This window comes from Kosakonia oryzendophytica, assembly GCF_900094925.1.
Lineage (GTDB): Bacteria > Pseudomonadota > Gammaproteobacteria > Enterobacterales > Enterobacteriaceae > Kosakonia > Kosakonia oryzendophytica.
Genome location: NZ_FMAY01000019.1, coordinates 1 through 16,154, shown reverse-complemented (window position 1 = coordinate 16,154; position 16,154 = coordinate 1). Strand labels below are relative to the sequence as shown.

The following is a 16,154-nucleotide window of genomic DNA, read 5'->3' as shown; positions in this document are numbered from 1 at the left end:
ATAACCATCGCGCTATTTCTTTTTTCTCTTCAAGGCTTACAGGTGATTTTTTATGACTTATGTGATTGTTCATGCCCTCGCACCGATCTTTGTCATCATGCTGCTGGGTTTCTGGGCGGGAAAGGCCAAAATGGTCGATAACAAAAACGTTTCCCTGCTCAATATCTTTGTAATGGACTTCGCCCTGCCGGCAGCGCTGTTTAGCGCCACCGCACAGACACCGTGGACCGGGATTATCGCCCAGTCACCCCTGATTGTGGTGCTGGTGCTCTCCATGTGGATTACCTACGCGGCCATCTATTTCCTGGCGACGTCTGTTTTCAAAAAATCACCGCAGGATGCTGCCGTGCTGACGTTGACCGTCGCACTGCCGAACTATGCGGCGCTCGGCTTGCCGATCCTTGGTAGTGTGTTAGGTGAAGGCCCGTCCACCTCGCTTTCTGTTGCCGTTTCCATTGCCTGTGGTTCGGTACTGATGACCCCGTTCTGCCTGCTCATTCTCGAACGTGAAAAGGCGCGCGCAGCGGGCGGTAATAGCGGTTCCACGCTGGCGATGTTGCCGGTGCTGATGTGGCGCTCGGTGAAAAAACCGATTGTCTGGGGGCCGTTGTTGGGTGTGGTGCTTTCCGCTATTGGTATCAAAATGCCGGAGCTGGTGCTGGCTTCCATTAAACCGCTGGGCCTGTCCGCGACGGCTGCGGCGCTGTTCCTGACCGGGGTTATCCTGTCTGCGCGCAAACTGGCAATTAACACCATGGTTATCTCTGCAACCCTCACAAAACTGTTGATCCAACCCGCCATTGCCTGGGGGATTGTGCTGGTGCTCGGTCTGCATGGCTCGGTGGCGATCACCGCTATCCTGATGATTGCCCTGGCGGCTGGTTTCTTCGGCGTGGTATTCGGTAACCGCTTTGGCGTGCAGTCGCCGGATGCCGAAGCCGTACTGCTGCTGAGCTCCGTTCTGTGTATCCTGTCGCTGCCGCTGTTTATTTCTCTGACGTCAGGAATGTAATCATGACCACCTCATTACGCCCACACGACCTGCTTTGGCTTTCTGCGCGTGACGCGCTGGAAGAGGTAAGCGAACCTTGGGTCGCTGAGATCTGGCACATCGGGTTACCGGTTGTTGTGCGGCGTGATGTTGATGTGAGTGGACGAATTCCCGTAGGTGTGCGCGGTCTGCGCCGCGATCAGCGCGCGGCGGGATGGGTGAGGCCGGAACAGGTTAACCGTGTGGTCTCACCCGAACAGCTTATCGCGCCGCAGGCACTGCTGCGTTCGCCGTTTATCTCTCAGCCGCCAGTACAGCTGGCACTGCAACTGGCGCAGCAAAACTGGCCCTGGCCATGGGGTGTTACTGGCAGTACCGCCTATGCGCTGGCGACCGGGATTCCGGTGATTCACGCGACCAGCGATCTCGACCTGTTGATCCGCGCGCCGCAGCCGCTTGCTCAGGCTGATCTGCAACGCTGGCAGCAGCAAATCAGCGGTGGGCTGTGTCGGGCAGATACGCAAGTGGAGACACCCTATGGCGGTTTTGCGCTGGCGGAGTGGCTGCGCGATGGTCGGGTGATGCTGAAAACGAACCACGGGCCGTGTCTGATGAGCGACCCCTGGCGCAGGGAGGAGTAATGAAAATTCTGTTCACGTTCCCGGGGCAGGGGACACAGCGTCCCGGTATGTTACAGGCGCTTCCGGGAAACGAAATCAACGAAGCGCGCGCGGTGCTCGGGGCAGAAGTTGATACCCTGGATACGCCGGAAGCATTAAAACATACGCGTGCAGTACAACTGGCGCTGCTGATTGCCGGAGTCGCCTGGGCGCGGGAGTTACAGCGTCGCGGCGTGCAGGCGGATATCACCAGCGGGTTGTCGATTGGTGCTTACCCGGCGGCGGTGATTGCTGGCGCACTCGATTTTCGCGATGCGTTGCAACTGGTGGCGCTGCGCGGTGATTTGATGGAGCAGGCCTATCCGCATGGATACGGGTTGACGGCCATTATGGGACTGACGCTTCCTCAGGTGGAAACACTGGTGGAAGGCAGCGGGGCGTATATCGCGAATCTCAATGCCGAAAAACAAATTGTCATTGCCGGGAGCGATGAGGCGATGGCGCAGGTGGCACAGCGTGCGCTGGCTAAAGGGGCCAGCAAAGCGCAACGGCTGGCGGTTAGCGTACCCTCTCATTGTGCATTGCTGGATGCGCCAGCAAAAAAACTGGCGCAGGCTTTTGCTGACGTCACGTTGTCCCGGCCACAATGCGCCTATTTAAGCGGCAGTACCGGGCGCGTGCTATGGCAGCCGGAGAAGATTGCCGACGATCTGGCGTGGAATATGGCGCGCACCGTGCGCTGGCAGGAAGCGGTGATCGCCGCGAACGAACGGGACGCCAGACTGGCTATCGAAATGCCGCCGGGCGGTATTTTGACCTGTCTGACCCGACAGGCGGCGTGGAATGGCGAAAGCCTTTCGCTGGAGCGAAGCGGTGTGGATGTGGTGTTGCATCTGGCGAAGCGACTCAGAGAGTAAAGGGTTTTGCCTTCTGTTGAATGGTGACGCGAGGCGTCTTTGTGGGCAAAAAATCAGGCGTTATCCTGTAAACTGCGGGCGTACATCCGGCCTTCGGCGGCGAGCGCCAGCAGGTTGGGATCGTGCTCGCGGTTGCGAGCGAAGACAATGGCGATTAACTGCTGCATTTGATAGGGCTCCGCCAGACGCAGTAGCTGTACCGAACTTTCATAAACCTTTTTCATTCTTCCCGGCATCAGCGAAAAGCCCACGCCCGCCTGCACCAGGCTGAGCATCGAGAAAATGTCATTAACGCGAGTAACAATTTCCGGTTCAAACCCGGCAATATGAAACGCTTCCTGAAATCCGGCATAGGTGGCGAAACCTTCTGCCAGCGAGACAAATTTCTGTGTCCGGTAATCCCGCAGATCAGCGAGGGTATCGGTTTTCAGCGTGGCGCTGGCCGGAGCGGCAAGGAAGATATCGTCATGAAACAGCGGGAGCACTTCAAGCGTGCTGCGGTCGATCTCGCTTTCGGAAATGGAGATCAGAATCGCATCCAGCGTCCCCTCTGCGAGCATGTGCAGAAGGGTGTCGTTCGAGCCCATGGTTAAATCCATTTCCAGCTCGGGGCGGCGCAACTTCATGCCCATAATCAGTCGCGGTACGGTTTCCAGCGTCAGCGAGTAGAGAGTGCCAACGCGTAATCTGCCCTGGCCGACGCCGGCGGTTTTGCGCGCTTCGTCCAGACCGCGCTCCATCAGTTGCGTCACTTCCTGGCAATACTCCAGCAGGGTCCAGGCGGCAGGCAGGGGGATCAGGTTACGCCCTTTATGGACAAACAGCGGGCAGCGGACACTCTCTTCCAGCGTATGCAGCGCACGGTGCACGCTGACACCACTAAGATTCAGGGCTTCGGCGGCGCGGGCGATATTTCCTTTGTCCATAAAGGCCATGAAAATACCCAGCTTGCGAAACGTAATATCGTTGGTGATGTCCAGATTCATAAACCCTCTTGCAGCCTGACGGGCGCGTTAGTCCCCTTGCAGCATCGCTTCCAGCTGCTCGTGTGCGTCCAGCCATGCCATTTCACACTCTTCCAGTCCGGATTTCGCTGCGGCCTGCTGTTGCAGGCAGTCGGTCAGCTCCGCTTTGCGGCTCTGATCGTACAACCCGCTGTCACCCAGCTTCTCCTCTGCCTGCGCCAGTTGTGCGTTCAGCTTTTCCATCTCTTTTTCCAGACGGGCGATCTCTTTACGTAGCGGCTGCGTTTGCGTGCGCAGCTCTGCTTCACGGCGTTTTTGATCTTTACGCGCCTGCGCGCTGTTGCCACTCTCTTTAGCCACGGCATCCACAGGCTGACTCTCCTGCTTTTGGACGTCACTCAGCCACTGCTGATAATCTTCCAGATCCCCTTCGAATGGCTCGACTTTGCCGTCGTGCACCAGATAGAGATCATCCGTGGTGGAACGGATAAGGTGGCGATCGTGCGACACGACAACCAGCGCGCCTTCAAATTCAATCAGCGCTTCGGTCAGCGCCTGGCGCATGTCCAGGTCAAGGTGGTTAGTCGGTTCGTCGAGCAACAACAGGTTCGGACGCTGCCAGACGATCAGCGCTAGCACCAGACGCGCTTTTTCGCCGCCGGAGAAACGTTCAGTTATTTCCGTGACTTTGTCGCCCTGGAAACCGAAACCGCCAAGATAATCGCGCAGTTTTTGCTCCAGCTCCTGTGGGGCGAGGCGGGCAAGATGCTGTAAGGGGGATTCGTCGGCGCGTAAGAATTCCAGTTGGTGCTGAGCGAAATAACCCAGCTTAATGCCCTTCGCGAGGCCGATTTCACCACTCTGCGCCGCCAGTTCCCCGGCCAGCAGTTTAATGAAAGTGGATTTACCGGCACCGTTACGCCCCAGCAGACCAATACGGGAGCCCGGCACCAGGTTGATTTTGATGGCATTAAGGATGGTGCGATCGCCATACCCTGCGCTGACTTTTTCCATCTTCAGTAAGGGATTGGGCAGGCTTTCCGGCGCGCGGAAGCTGAAATGGAACGGATTGTCCACGTGCGCCGGTGCAATCAATTCCATGCGTTCTAGCATTTTGATGCGACTTTGCGCCTGTTTCGCTTTGCTGGCTTTGGCTTTAAAACGGTCAATAAAGCTTTGCAGATGGGCAACACGTTGCTGCTGGCTCTCGTAAGTGGCCTGCTGCTGAGCCAGACGCGTAGCGCGCTGGCGTTCGAATGAGCTGTAGTTGCCGGTATATTCGAACAGGCTTTGCTGCTCGATATGCAGAATCTTGTCCACGACCGGGTCGAGGAAGTCACGGTCGTGGGAAATCAGGATCAGCGTTCCCTGGTAGCTTTTCAGCCACTTTTCCAGCCAGATCACCGCGTCGAGATCCAGGTGGTTGGTCGGTTCGTCGAGTAGCAAAAGATCGGAACGGCAAATCAGCGCCTGTGCGAGGTTCAAGCGCATGCGCCAGCCACCAGAGAAGTCGCTGACCGGGCGTTCAAGCTGTTCGTTGGAGAAACCCAGACCATGTAACAGACTGGAGGCGCGGGCACGGATGGTCCATGCATCAATCGCATCCAGTTTGCCGTGCACAAGGGCGATGGCATGACCGTCGTTGCGCTCATTGGCGGCGTTGAGCTGCGCTTCAAGCTGGCGGTATTCCCGATCGCCGTCTATCACATAATCGATAGCCGCTTCGTTGAGTGCGGGTGTTTCCTGGTTTACCCACGCCAGTTGCCAGTTTCCCGGAAAGGTCACGTTGCCGCCGTCGGCACCAATCTCGTTTTTCAACAGCGACAGCAGCGTGGATTTACCGCAGCCATTTTTACCCACCAGACCGACTTTCTGGCCTGGATTGATGGTGGCCGTGGCGTTGTCCAGCAGGACGCGCACACCGCGACGAATTTGTAACGAGGAGAAAACAATCATAAGGCGCCGTATGTTCAGACTATGTTAATTTGTCATTATGATAATGTAAGGTTACGGCCAAATGCCGTACCGGGGCCGCAATGTTAGCCCAAAATGAAGATGATAGACAAAATCATTCTGGCAGCGCCCGCGGGCAGCCAGCCGGAAGCGTAACAGGTACGACACCCGGGAGGGGAATAGATGTCACAGACAGCGAAAGTGTTGCTGCTGTATGCCCATCCGGAATCTCAGGACTCGGTGGCGAACCGGGTTTTGCTTAAACCGGCAATGCAGATGCAAAACGTGACGGTGCATGATTTGTATGCCCGTTATCCCGACTTTTTTATTGATATCCCTTATGAACAGGCGTTACTGCGTGAGCATGACGTTATCGTATTCCAACATCCGCTTTATACCTACAGTTGCCCGGCGCTGCTCAAAGAGTGGCTGGACCGCGTTTTGAGCCGTGGGTTTGCCAGCGGTACCGGCGGGAATCAACTGGCGGGAAAGTACTGGCGTAGCGTAATCACCACCGGTGAACCGGAGACGGCCTATCGTCACGATGGTCTTAACCGTTATCCGATGAGCGATATTTTGCGCCCCTTCGAACTCACCGCCGCCATGTGTCGCATGCACTGGCTTAGCCCGATCATTATCTACTGGGCGCGCAGGCAGGCCCCGCAGGAACTGGCGAATCACGCTAAAGCTTACGCTGAATGGCTGGCTTCGCCCTTGCCGGATGGAGGCCGTTAATGGAAGGCTCCGATCTGTTACTGGCAGGGGTGTTGTTTCTGTTTGCGGCAGTGGTCGCCGTACCGTTAGCCTCCCGTCTGGGTATTGGGGCGGTGCTTGGGTATTTGCTGGCGGGAATCGCTATTGGCCCATGGGGATTGGGGTTCATCAGCGATGTGGATGAAATCCTGCATTTTTCCGAGCTGGGCGTGGTGTTCCTGATGTTCATTATTGGGCTGGAGCTGAACCCGGCAAAGCTGTGGGAACTGCGGCGGTCAATCTTTGGCGTGGGGGCGGCGCAGGTAATGCTTAGCGCCGCGCTGCTTGCTGGTCTGCTCATGTTGACGCACTTTTCCTGGCAGGCCGCGGTAATTGGCGGTATTGGGCTGGCAATGTCATCTACCGCGATGGCGCTGCAACTGATGCGCGATAAGGGGATGAACCGCAGCGAGTCCGGGCAACTGGGTTTTTCGGTGCTGCTGTTTCAGGATCTGGCCGTGATCCCCGCGTTGGCTCTGGTGCCACTGCTGGCGGGGAATGGGGATGAGCATCTCGACTGGATGAAGGTTGGCCTGAAGGTGCTGGCTTTCGCGGGCATGTTGATTGGCGGCCGTTATCTGTTGCGACCAGTGTTCCGTTTTATTGCCGGTTCTGGCGTACGGGAAGTTTTTACCGCTGCGACACTGCTGCTGGTGCTTGGCTCAGCGCTGTTTATGGATGCGCTGGGGTTGTCGATGGCGCTCGGTACGTTTATCGCCGGGGTTTTACTGGCTGAAAGTGAATACCGGCACGAGCTGGAAATTGCCATTGAGCCGTTTAAAGGTCTGTTGCTGGGGCTGTTCTTTATTTCTGTTGGCATGGCGCTGAATCTGGGCGTGCTCTATACCCACCTGTTGTGGGTTGTGTTGAGCGTGGCGGTGCTGGTGGCGGTGAAAACACTGGTGTTGTACGGGCTGGCGCGCCTGTATGGCCTGCGTAGCTCAGAGCGGATGCAGTTTGCGGGTGTGCTCAGCCAGGGGGGAGAATTTGCGTTTGTGCTTTTCTCGTCCGCTTCTTCCCAGCATCTGTTTCAGCATGACCAGATGGCGCTATTGCTGGTGACCGTCACCCTGTCGATGATGACCACACCCTTATTGATGCGCGGCATTGATAACGTCCTCTCCCGGCGTTTTAACACCTCGGAAGATGAAGACGAAGCACCGTGGGTGGAAGACGATAAACCGCAGGTCATCGTGGTGGGCTTCGGGCGTTTTGGTCAGGTGATTGGTCGCCTGTTAATGGCCAATAAAATGCGTATTACCGTGCTGGAGCGGGATATCAGTGCCGTTAACCTGATGCGAAAATACGGTTATAAGGTCTATTACGGCGATGCGACGCAAGTGGAATTGTTGCGCTCAGCGGGGGCGGAGGCGGCGAAATCCATCGTGATTACCTGTAACGACCCGTTGGATACCATGAAGCTGGTGGAAATATGCCAGCAGCATTTCCCGCACCTGACCATTCTGGCGCGAGCGAGAGGGCGTGTGGAAGCCCATGAGTTGTTACAGGCCGGGGTGACGCAGTTTTCCCGCGAGACCTTTTCCAGTGCGCTGGAGTTGGGGCGTAAGTCGCTTATCTCGCTGGGGATGCATCCGCATCAGGCCCAACGCGCACAGCTCCATTTTAAGCGGCTGGATATGCGCATGCTGCGTGAATTGATGCCGGTACATACCGATACGGTACAGATTTCCCGCGTACGCGAAGCGCGGCGCGAGCTGGAAGAGATTTTTCAGCGTGAAATGCAGCAAGAGCGTCGCCAGTTGGATGGCTGGGACGAGTTTGAATAAGGGGAATTCGAATGGCTGTTCGTAAACGTTTTATTGCCGGCGCTGTCTGCCCGGCGTGCCAGGCGAAGGATTCGATGGCGATGTGGCGTGAAAATAATGTCGATATTGTTGAATGCGTTAAGTGCGGGCATCAGATGCGTGAAGCCGACAAGGACGTTAAGGAGCATGTACGCAAAGATGAGCAAGTGATCGGGATTTTTCATCCGGACTAGCGATATCAGGCAGGTTTTTTTAAGCTAAAGGGTACACGGGTGCAGAATTCCGCTACAATCTGCGCCAGTAATTTTCCAACGCTCAGGAGATATCATGAAAGTAGCAAAAGACCTGGTGGTCAGCCTGGCCTATCAGGTACGTACAGAAGACGGTGTATTGGTTGATGAGTCTCCGGTGAGTGCGCCGCTGGACTACCTGCACGGTCACGGTTCCCTGATCTCTGGTCTGGAAAACGCGCTGGACGGTCACGCAGTCGGCGACAAATTCGATGTGGCTGTTGGCGCGAACGACGCTTACGGTCAGTACGACGAAAACCTGGTGCAGCGTGTGCCGAAAGACGTCTTTATGGGCGTTGACGAGCTGCAGGTAGGTATGCGTTTCCTGGCTGAAACCGACCAGGGCCCGGTGCCGGTAGAAATTACCGAAGTGGAAGACGACCACGTTGTGGTTGACGGCAACCACATGCTGGCGGGCCAGAACCTGAAGTTCAATGTGGAAGTTGTTGCTATCCGCGAAGCCACTGAAGAAGAACTGGCTCATGGCCACGTTCACGGTGCGCACGGTCACGATCATGACCACGACCACGATGGTTGCTGCGGTGGTCATGGCCACGATCACGATCATGACCACGGTAAAGGTGGTTGCGGCGGTCACGGCGGTTGCGGTTGCCACTAATACGCGCCGTCGTTCGCACTGTCGGTGCGTTGATTGCGTAATAAAAAAGCGGGGGAAACCCGCTTTTTTTACGCCTCAGTAATGGGGCGGTGGCGTCTCTTCTGACGGTGAGGCCATATGGGAAGGCTGGCTGGCTTTGAGCTTTTCAGCCATCAAACGGAGGTGCTCGCGCAGCTTCGCCATTTCCAGTTCATGCGCGATGACCGTCTGGTTCAGCTCTTCAATGGTCATCTCCTGAAAGGCCAACCGGCTTTCCAGTTCCGCCAGCCGGGCTTCTATCGTTAACTCTTGCATTCTTCACCTCTGGGTTGCGTCTGACCTGGTTTTCATTAAACGGGCGGATTTTACTTAACTTTGCCGTGCGATACAGCATCAGCGCAGAAAAGCAGAAACTTATTTAAACAAAAATAGTCAGAAAACAGGTGAATTCGGTGGGTGTCCTTATGTTGATTTCCCGCGCAACGCTTTATAGTACGTTCCTTACTTTCTTATGTTTAACCCTGGGGCGAGATGCCCCGGCCCCTGGAGAAATGGATGAAATCACTGTTTAAAGTCACGCTGCTGGCGACCACCATGGCCGTAGCCCTTCATGCACCGATTTCTTTCGCTGCGGATGCCGCAAAGAAAGAGACTGCAGCAGCAGCTGACAGCAAAGCGGCATTTAAAAATGACGACCAGAAATCCGCCTATGCGCTCGGCGCGTCACTGGGCCGCTACATGGAAAACTCCCTGAAAGAGCAGGAAAAACTCGGTATCAAACTGGATAAAGCTCAGCTGATCGCGGGTGTTCAGGATGCGTTTGCCGACAAGAGCAAACTGAGCGACCAGGAAATCGAACAGACTCTGCAAGCGTTTGAAACTCGCGTGAAGAGCGCCGCTCAGGAACGCATGGAAAAAGACGCGGCTGATAACGAGGCCAAAGGCAAAGCCTTCCGTGACACTTTTGCGAAAGAGAAAGGTGTGAAAACGTCTGACACCGGTCTGCTGTACAAAGTGGAGAAAGACGGGACTGGCGATGCGCCTAAAGACAGCGATACCGTGGTGGTGAACTACAAAGGGACGCTGATCGACGGTAAAGAGTTCGATAACTCCTACACCCGTGGTGAGCCGCTCTCCTTCCGTCTGGATGGCGTTATCCCGGGCTGGACCGAAGGCCTGAAAAACATCAAGAAAGGCGGCAAGATCAAACTGGTTATCCCGCCGGCTCTGGCCTATGGCAAAACTGGCGTTCCGGGGATCCCGGCTAACTCTACGCTGGTCTTTGATGTAGAACTGCTGGACATTAAAGCGGCACCGAAAGCTGATGCCGCAGCACCACAAGCAGCACCGGCCGCAGGCGATAAAGCCGCTGACCCGAAAGCTGCAGACGCAAGTAAGAAGTAACACCGCGAACAAAGCGCCGCCTTCGGGCGGCGTTTTTTTTGACCCCCATTCAGGATGCAGCCAACAAACAGGTAGCTTGACGGATAAAGTGTATATAATTCTGGAAAGCTTAACCTACGATGTATTAATTTAGATCCCCATATAAATACTGAGCCTGCCCTGAAAACATAACGACAGGCTCCTGAAAAGGAGTGTTTTTTTTCATGTCCAGGTCGCTATTAACCAACGAAACCAGTGAGCTTGATTTACTGGATCAACGTCCTTTCGATCAAACCGACTTCGATATCCTCAAATCTTATGAAGCGGTGGTGGACGGGTTAGCGATGCTCATTGGTTCCCATTGCGAAATTGTTTTGCACTCCCTGCAGGATCTGAAATGTTCCGCTATTCGCATTGCCAACGGCGAACACACCGGGCGTAAAATCGGCTCACCCATTACCGATCTTGCATTGCGTATGCTGCATGATATGACGGGCGCGGACAGCAGCGTGTCCAAGTGCTACTTCACACGGGCGAAAAGTGGTGTACTGATGAAGTCGGAAACCATCGCCATCCGTAACCGCGAGCAGAGGGTGATTGGTCTGCTGTGTATTAACATGAACCTTGATGTGCCGTTCTCGCAAATAATGAGCACCTTTATTCCGCCAGAAACTCCGGATGCGGGATCGTCGGTCAACTTTGCCTCTTCGGTGGAAGACCTCGTCACACAAACGCTGGAGTTCACAATCGAAGAGGTGAATGCCGATCGTAACGTTTCCAACAACGCCAAGAACCGGCAGATCGTCCTGAATCTTTATGAGAAAGGCATCTTTGATATTAAAGACGCCATTAACCAGGTGGCTGACCGCCTGAACATCTCCAAGCACACCGTGTATCTGTACATTCGCCAGTTCAAAAGCGGCGACTTTTCCGGGCAGGAACGGTAATGCGTTTTGCCCTGATGGTGACCGGCCCGGCGTACGGCACACAACAGGCCAGCAGTGCCTATCAGTTTGCCGTTGCGCTGTTGGCGGCAGGGCATACGCTTGGCAGCGTTTTTTTTTACAAGGAAGGGGTGAGCAACGCGAACGCGTTGACTGCGCCCGCCAGCGATGAGTTTGACCTGGTGCGTGCATGGCAAAAATTGCACGATGAACAGCAGGTCGAATTGCACATTTGTGTCGCTGCGGCGCTACGTCGCGGTGTGGTTGATTCTGCGGAAGCGCAGCGGTTGGGGCTTCCTGCTGCCAACCTGCAGGCCGGTTTTTCGCTGACCGGGCTGGGTGCGCTGGCGGAAGCCGCGCTCTCTTGCGATCGGGTGGTGCAGTTCTGATGACGCGTATTGCCTTTGTATTTACCTCGGCACCGCACGGCTCCGCTTCCGGGCGTGAAGGTCTGGATGCGTTGCTGGCGACCTCCGCGTTTACCGATGACATTGGCGTGTTTTTCGTGGGAGACGGCGTTTTTCAACTACTGGCGAATCAGCGACCTGATGCCATCCTGGCGCGGGATTACATCGCCACATTTAAAGTCCTTCCTCTCTACGATATCGATCAGTGCTGGCTATGTGCTGCCTCACTGCGTGAGCGTGGTTTACGCGAGGATGCAGAGTTTGTCTTGCCTGCCCGGTGTCTGGAACCTGATGCGCTGCGTGAGCGGCTTGATGAATACTCCGTTGTTATGACTTTTTGAGGCGCCTATGCTGCATACTTTGTCTCAATCCCCATGGCAGTGCGATATGGCGGCTATGCTGCGGTTAGTGCGCCCGGGCGATGATTTACTGCTGTTGTCTGACGGCGTAACGGCAGCGCTGGAAGGCGGACGTTTCATTGACATATTGCTCGATGCCCCCATATCGCTACACGTGCTGAGTGAAGACGTTGATGCGCGTGGTCTTTCTGGTCAAATTTCGAGCAGTGTCGTCAGGGTTGGCTATACTGATTTCGTGAGTCTGGCGGTGAAACACGATACTCAGATGCGTTGGTAATGTGTGATCGCTGTATATTTCTTGACACCTTTTCAGCACAGCCATAAAATTCTGCGTCCTCATATTATATGAGGTCGTTTTATTACGTGTTTACGAAGCAAAAGCTAAAACCAGGAGCTATTTAATGGCAACAGTTAACCAGCTGGTACGCAAACCACGCGCACGTAAAGTTGCAAAAAGCAACGTTCCGGCGCTGGAAGCATGCCCGCAAAAACGTGGCGTATGTACTCGCGTATATACTACCACCCCGAAAAAACCGAACTCCGCGCTGCGTAAAGTATGCCGTGTTCGTCTGACTAACGGTTTCGAAGTGACTTCCTACATCGGTGGTGAAGGTCACAACCTGCAGGAGCACTCCGTGATCCTGATCCGTGGCGGTCGTGTAAAAGACCTCCCGGGTGTTCGTTACCACACTGTACGTGGCGCGCTCGACTGCTCCGGTGTTAAAGACCGTAAGCAATCTCGCTCCAAATACGGCGTGAAACGTCCTAAGGCTTAATGGTTCTCCGTTAAGTAAGGCCAAACTGTTTTAACTTAATGTCAAACTAAACTCTTAGAGTTTTGGACAATCCTGAATTAACAACGGAGTATTTCCATGCCACGTCGTCGTGTTATTGGTCAGCGTAAAATTCTGCCGGATCCGAAGTTCGGATCAGAACTGCTGGCTAAATTTGTCAATATCCTGATGGTAGACGGTAAAAAATCTACTGCAGAATCAATCGTATACAGCGCGCTGGAGACCCTGGCTCAGCGTTCTGGTAAAAACGAACTGGAAGCTTTCGAAGTAGCTCTCGAAAACGTGCGCCCGACTGTCGAAGTTAAGTCTCGCCGCGTTGGTGGTTCTACTTATCAGGTTCCGGTTGAAGTACGTCCGGTTCGCCGCAATGCTCTGGCAATGCGTTGGATCGTTGAAGCTGCTCGTAAACGCGGTGATAAATCCATGGCTCTGCGCCTGGCGAACGAACTTTCTGATGCTGCAGACAACAAAGGTACTGCAGTTAAGAAACGTGAAGACGTTCACCGTATGGCCGAAGCCAACAAGGCGTTCGCACACTACCGTTGGTAATCCCTTCGGAGTTTTAGTCACCAGGCGGGCGCTTCCAGTAAGTCGCCCGCCGTTTGGCAACTTAAATCTGAGCGCCTAAAGAGACAAACGAGGAATCAAATGGCTCGTACAACACCCATCGCACGCTACCGTAACATTGGTATCAGTGCGCACATCGACGCCGGTAAAACCACGACTACCGAACGTATTCTGTTCTACACCGGTGTAAACCACAAAATCGGTGAAGTTCATGACGGCGCCGCAACCATGGACTGGATGGAGCAGGAGCAGGAGCGTGGTATTACCATTACCTCCGCAGCAACTACTGCATTCTGGTCTGGTATGGCGAAGCAGTATGAACCGCATCGCGTAAACATCATCGACACCCCGGGGCACGTTGACTTCACCATCGAAGTAGAACGTTCCATGCGTGTTCTTGACGGTGCGGTAATGGTTTACTGCGCAGTTGGTGGTGTTCAGCCGCAGTCTGAAACCGTATGGCGTCAGGCTAACAAATATAAAGTTCCGCGCATCGCGTTCGTTAACAAAATGGACCGTATGGGCGCTAACTTCCTGAAAGTTGTTGGTCAGATCAAAACCCGTCTGGGCGCGAACCCGGTTCCGCTGCAGTTGGCTATTGGTGCTGAAGAAGGTTTCACCGGTGTTGTTGACCTGGTGAAAATGAAAGCCATCAACTGGAACGAAGCAGACCAGGGCGTAACCTTCGAATACGAAGATATCCCGGCTGAGATGCAGGATCTGGCTAACGAATGGCACCAGAACCTGATCGAATCCGCTGCGGAAGCTTCCGAAGAGCTGATGGAAAAATACCTGGGTGGTGAAGAACTGACTGAAGCAGAGATCAAATCTGCCCTGCGTCAGCGCGTTCTGAACAACGAAATCATCCTGGTGACCTGTGGTTCTGCGTTCAAAAACAAAGGTGTTCAGGCGATGCTGGATGCGGTAATTGATTACCTGCCATCCCCGACTGACGTACCTGCGATCAACGGCGTTCTGGACGACGGTAAAGATACCCCGGCTGAGCGTCACGCTAGCGATGAAGAGCCGTTCTCTGCTCTGGCATTCAAAATCGCTACCGACCCGTTCGTTGGTAACCTGACGTTCTTCCGCGTGTATTCCGGCGTAGTTAACTCCGGTGATACCGTACTGAACTCTGTGAAAGCTGCACGTGAGCGTTTTGGTCGTATCGTACAGATGCACGCCAACAAACGTGAAGAGATCAAAGAAGTTCGCGCGGGCGACATCGCTGCTGCGATCGGTCTGAAAGACGTTATTACTGGTGATACCCTGTGTGATCCGGATCATCCGATCATTCTGGAACGTATGGAATTCCCGGAACCGGTAATCTCCATCGCGGTAGAACCGAAAACCAAAGCTGACCAGGAAAAAATGGGTCTGGCTCTGGGCCGTCTGGCGAAAGAAGACCCGTCATTCCGTGTATGGACTGACGAAGAATCTAACCAGACCATTATCGCCGGTATGGGTGAGCTGCACCTCGACATCATCGTTGACCGTATGAAACGTGAATTCAACGTTGAAGCGAACGTCGGTAAACCTCAGGTTGCTTACCGTGAAGCGATTCGCGCTAAAGTTACCGATATCGAAGGTAAACACGCCAAACAGTCTGGTGGTCGCGGTCAGTATGGTCATGTTGTTATCGACATGTACCCGCTGGAGCCGGGCTCTAACCCGAAAGGTTACGAGTTCATCAACGACATTAAAGGTGGTGTAATTCCTGGTGAATACATCCCGGCTGTTGATAAAGGCATCCAGGAACAGCTGAAAGCTGGCCCGCTGGCGGGTTACCCGGTTGTTGACCTCGGTGTGCGTCTGCACTTCGGTTCTTACCACGACGTTGACTCCTCTGAACTGGCGTTTAAACTGGCTGCGTCTATTGCCTTTAAAGATGGCTTTAAGAAAGCGAAACCAGTTCTGCTTGAGCCGATCATGAAGGTTGAAGTAGAGACTCCGGAAGAGAACACCGGTGATGTTATCGGTGACCTTAGCCGTCGTCGCGGTATGCTGCGCGGTCAGGAATCTGAAGTCACTGGCGTTAAGATTCACGCTGAAGTGCCGCTGTCTGAAATGTTCGGATACGCAACTCAACTGCGTTCTCTGACCAAAGGTCGTGCATCGTACACTATGGAATTCCTGAAGTATGATGATGCACCGAACAACGTTGCTCAGGCCGTAATCGAAGCCCGTGGTAAATAAGCCTCAGGGTTAAAACCAAAGTCCCGTGCTCTCTCCAGAAGGGGAGAGCACTATAGTAAGGAATAAAGCCGTGTCTAAAGAAAAATTTGAACGTACAAAACCGCACGTCAACGTCGGCACTATCGGCCACGTTGACCATGGTAAAACTACCCTGACTGCTGCCATCACTACCGTTCTGGCAAAAACCTACGGTGGTAACGCTCGCGCATTCGATCAGATCGATAACGCGCCGGAAGAAAAAGCTCGTGGTATCACCATCAACACCTCTCACGTTGAATATGACACCCCGACTCGCCACTACGCGCACGTAGACTGCCCGGGCCACGCCGACTATGTTAAAAACATGATCACCGGTGCTGCTCAGATGGACGGCGCGATCCTGGTAGTAGCTGCGACTGACGGCCCGATGCCGCAGACTCGTGAGCACATCCTGCTGGGTCGTCAGGTAGGCGTTCCGTACATCATCGTGTTCCTGAATAAATGTGACATGGTTGATGACGAAGAGCTGCTGGAACTGGTTGAGATGGAAGTTCGTGAACTGCTGTCTCAGTACGATTTCCCGGGCGACGACACTCCGATCGTTCGTGGTTCTGCACTGAAAGCGCTGGAAGGCGAAGCAGAGTGGGAAGCGAAAATCATCGAACTGGCTGG

19 protein-coding genes are annotated in these 16,154 nt (G+C 54.5%); 16 read left to right on the top strand and 3 right to left on the bottom strand.

Annotated features, from left to right (window positions below):
* Positions 1-52: 52 nt before the first annotated feature.
* Genes GA0061071_RS22085 through mdcH form a run of 3 tightly spaced genes read left to right on the top strand, consistent with a single transcriptional unit; the run spans position 53 to position 2,528 of the window.
* Positions 53-1,012: an AEC family transporter gene (locus tag GA0061071_RS22085; protein ID WP_088236852.1), complete on the top strand. Its 960-nt coding sequence runs from the start codon at positions 53-55 to the stop codon at positions 1,010-1,012.
* 2 nt (positions 1,013-1,014) lie between these two features.
* The gene (locus GA0061071_RS22080; RefSeq protein ID WP_088236851.1) at positions 1,015-1,632 is read left to right on the top strand and encodes a malonate decarboxylase holo-ACP synthase; all 618 of its coding nucleotides are present in this window, start codon (positions 1,015-1,017) and stop codon (positions 1,630-1,632) included.
* Positions 1,632-2,528 carry a malonate decarboxylase subunit epsilon gene (gene mdcH, locus GA0061071_RS22075; protein ID WP_088236850.1) on the top strand — a complete coding sequence of 299 codons (897 nt, stop codon included), beginning with the start codon at positions 1,632-1,634 and terminating at the stop codon, positions 2,526-2,528. The genes GA0061071_RS22080 and mdcH overlap by 1 nt, the downstream gene beginning before the upstream one ends.
* A gap of 53 nt (positions 2,529-2,581) precedes the next feature.
* On the opposite strand, the gene GA0061071_RS22070 is transcribed toward mdcH, so the two are convergent.
* Both GA0061071_RS22070 and GA0061071_RS22065 read right to left on the bottom strand, forming a co-directional pair.
* Positions 2,582-3,514: a LysR family transcriptional regulator gene (locus tag GA0061071_RS22070; protein WP_061492909.1), complete on the bottom strand. Its 933-nt coding sequence runs from the start codon at positions 3,512-3,514 to the stop codon at positions 2,582-2,584.
* A 27-nt stretch (positions 3,515-3,541) separates the two neighbouring features.
* Positions 3,542-5,449 carry an ABC transporter ATP-binding protein gene (locus GA0061071_RS22065; RefSeq protein ID WP_061492910.1) on the bottom strand — a complete coding sequence of 636 codons (1,908 nt, stop codon included), beginning with the start codon at positions 5,447-5,449 and terminating at the stop codon, positions 3,542-3,544.
* A 180-nt stretch (positions 5,450-5,629) separates the two neighbouring features.
* Between GA0061071_RS22065 and kefG the strand changes: the two genes are divergently transcribed.
* From kefG to slyD, 4 genes are all read left to right on the top strand, one after another.
* Positions 5,630-6,181 carry a glutathione-regulated potassium-efflux system ancillary protein KefG gene (kefG, locus tag GA0061071_RS22060; protein ID WP_061492911.1) on the top strand — a complete coding sequence of 184 codons (552 nt, stop codon included), beginning with the start codon at positions 5,630-5,632 and terminating at the stop codon, positions 6,179-6,181.
* Positions 6,181-7,986: a glutathione-regulated potassium-efflux system protein KefB gene (gene kefB / locus GA0061071_RS22055; RefSeq protein ID WP_088236849.1), complete on the top strand. Its 1,806-nt coding sequence runs from the start codon at positions 6,181-6,183 to the stop codon at positions 7,984-7,986. The genes kefG and kefB overlap by 1 nt, the downstream gene beginning before the upstream one ends.
* Before the next feature lie 11 nt (positions 7,987-7,997).
* Positions 7,998-8,198 carry a YheV family putative zinc ribbon protein gene (locus GA0061071_RS22050; RefSeq protein WP_061492913.1) on the top strand — a complete coding sequence of 67 codons (201 nt, stop codon included), beginning with the start codon at positions 7,998-8,000 and terminating at the stop codon, positions 8,196-8,198.
* A gap of 94 nt (positions 8,199-8,292) precedes the next feature.
* Positions 8,293-8,874 (top strand): peptidylprolyl isomerase, encoded by a 582-nt coding sequence (gene slyD, locus GA0061071_RS22045; RefSeq protein WP_088236848.1) that lies wholly within the window; start codon positions 8,293-8,295, stop codon positions 8,872-8,874.
* 75 nt (positions 8,875-8,949) lie between these two features.
* Here slyD and GA0061071_RS22040 read toward each other — a convergent pair whose 3' ends face one another.
* Complete coding sequence (locus tag GA0061071_RS22040; RefSeq protein ID WP_061492915.1) at positions 8,950-9,168, bottom strand: protein SlyX; 219 nt, start codon at positions 9,166-9,168, stop codon at positions 8,950-8,952.
* Positions 9,169-9,408: 240 nt separating this feature from the next.
* Here GA0061071_RS22040 and fkpA point away from each other — a divergent pair, with 240 nt between their 5' ends.
* From fkpA to GA0061071_RS21995, 9 genes are all read left to right on the top strand, one after another.
* Entirely contained in the window at positions 9,409-10,257 is an 849-nt protein-coding gene (gene fkpA, locus GA0061071_RS22035) for an FKBP-type peptidyl-prolyl cis-trans isomerase (RefSeq protein ID WP_088236847.1), read from the top strand.
* Positions 10,258-10,460: 203 nt separating this feature from the next.
* Positions 10,461-11,183, top strand: coding sequence for a helix-turn-helix transcriptional regulator (locus GA0061071_RS22030; RefSeq protein WP_061492917.1), 723 nt, complete (start codon positions 10,461-10,463; stop codon positions 11,181-11,183).
* Entirely contained in the window at positions 11,183-11,569 is a 387-nt protein-coding gene (tusD, locus tag GA0061071_RS22025; protein ID WP_061492918.1) for a sulfurtransferase complex subunit TusD, read from the top strand. The genes GA0061071_RS22030 and tusD overlap by 1 nt, the downstream gene beginning before the upstream one ends.
* A complete protein-coding gene (tusC, locus tag GA0061071_RS22020; protein WP_088236846.1) occupies positions 11,569-11,928 on the top strand; it encodes a sulfurtransferase complex subunit TusC in 360 nt (119 codons plus the stop codon). Before tusD ends, tusC begins: the two co-directional genes overlap by 1 nt.
* A gap of 7 nt (positions 11,929-11,935) precedes the next feature.
* Positions 11,936-12,223 carry a sulfurtransferase complex subunit TusB gene (gene tusB / locus GA0061071_RS22015; protein WP_061492920.1) on the top strand — a complete coding sequence of 96 codons (288 nt, stop codon included), beginning with the start codon at positions 11,936-11,938 and terminating at the stop codon, positions 12,221-12,223.
* A 124-nt stretch (positions 12,224-12,347) separates the two neighbouring features.
* On the top strand, positions 12,348-12,722 hold the full coding sequence (rpsL, locus tag GA0061071_RS22010; RefSeq protein WP_003023654.1) for a 30S ribosomal protein S12: 375 nt from the start codon (positions 12,348-12,350) through the stop codon (positions 12,720-12,722).
* A gap of 96 nt (positions 12,723-12,818) precedes the next feature.
* Positions 12,819-13,289 carry a 30S ribosomal protein S7 gene (gene rpsG, locus GA0061071_RS22005; protein ID WP_035894363.1) on the top strand — a complete coding sequence of 157 codons (471 nt, stop codon included), beginning with the start codon at positions 12,819-12,821 and terminating at the stop codon, positions 13,287-13,289.
* Positions 13,290-13,388: 99 nt separating this feature from the next.
* Complete coding sequence (fusA, locus tag GA0061071_RS22000; protein ID WP_061492921.1) at positions 13,389-15,503, top strand: elongation factor G; 2,115 nt, start codon at positions 13,389-13,391, stop codon at positions 15,501-15,503.
* Positions 15,504-15,573: 70 nt separating this feature from the next.
* Positions 15,574-16,154: GTP-binding protein (locus GA0061071_RS21995; RefSeq protein ID WP_090269461.1), on the top strand; the 581-nt coding region annotated here is incomplete at its 3' end.

Excerpts from the sequence above, each read along its gene's own strand:
- GA0061071_RS22085 (WP_088236852.1), top strand. The coding sequence starts at position 53 with ATGACTTATGTGATTGTTCATGCCCTCGCACCGATCTTTGTCATCATG.
- GA0061071_RS22080 (WP_088236851.1), top strand. The coding sequence starts at position 1,015 with ATGACCACCTCATTACGCCCACACGACCTGCTTTGGCTTTCTGCGCGT.
- mdcH (WP_088236850.1), top strand. The coding sequence starts at position 1,632 with ATGAAAATTCTGTTCACGTTCCCGGGGCAGGGGACACAGCGTCCCGGT.
- GA0061071_RS22070 (WP_061492909.1), bottom strand. The coding sequence starts at position 3,514 with ATGAATCTGGACATCACCAACGATATTACGTTTCGCAAGCTGGGTATT.
- GA0061071_RS22065 (WP_061492910.1), bottom strand. The coding sequence starts at position 5,449 with ATGATTGTTTTCTCCTCGTTACAAATTCGTCGCGGTGTGCGCGTCCTG.
- kefG (WP_061492911.1), top strand. The coding sequence starts at position 5,630 with ATGTCACAGACAGCGAAAGTGTTGCTGCTGTATGCCCATCCGGAATCT.
- kefB (WP_088236849.1), top strand. The coding sequence starts at position 6,181 with ATGGAAGGCTCCGATCTGTTACTGGCAGGGGTGTTGTTTCTGTTTGCG.
- GA0061071_RS22050 (WP_061492913.1), top strand. The coding sequence starts at position 7,998 with ATGGCTGTTCGTAAACGTTTTATTGCCGGCGCTGTCTGCCCGGCGTGC.
- slyD (WP_088236848.1), top strand. The coding sequence starts at position 8,293 with ATGAAAGTAGCAAAAGACCTGGTGGTCAGCCTGGCCTATCAGGTACGT.
- GA0061071_RS22040 (WP_061492915.1), bottom strand. The coding sequence starts at position 9,168 with ATGCAAGAGTTAACGATAGAAGCCCGGCTGGCGGAACTGGAAAGCCGG.
- fkpA (WP_088236847.1), top strand. The coding sequence starts at position 9,409 with ATGAAATCACTGTTTAAAGTCACGCTGCTGGCGACCACCATGGCCGTA.
- GA0061071_RS22030 (WP_061492917.1), top strand. The coding sequence starts at position 10,461 with ATGTCCAGGTCGCTATTAACCAACGAAACCAGTGAGCTTGATTTACTG.
- tusD (WP_061492918.1), top strand. The coding sequence starts at position 11,183 with ATGCGTTTTGCCCTGATGGTGACCGGCCCGGCGTACGGCACACAACAG.
- tusC (WP_088236846.1), top strand. The coding sequence starts at position 11,569 with ATGACGCGTATTGCCTTTGTATTTACCTCGGCACCGCACGGCTCCGCT.
- tusB (WP_061492920.1), top strand. The coding sequence starts at position 11,936 with ATGCTGCATACTTTGTCTCAATCCCCATGGCAGTGCGATATGGCGGCT.
- rpsL (WP_003023654.1), top strand. The coding sequence starts at position 12,348 with ATGGCAACAGTTAACCAGCTGGTACGCAAACCACGCGCACGTAAAGTT.
- rpsG (WP_035894363.1), top strand. The coding sequence starts at position 12,819 with ATGCCACGTCGTCGTGTTATTGGTCAGCGTAAAATTCTGCCGGATCCG.
- fusA (WP_061492921.1), top strand. The coding sequence starts at position 13,389 with ATGGCTCGTACAACACCCATCGCACGCTACCGTAACATTGGTATCAGT.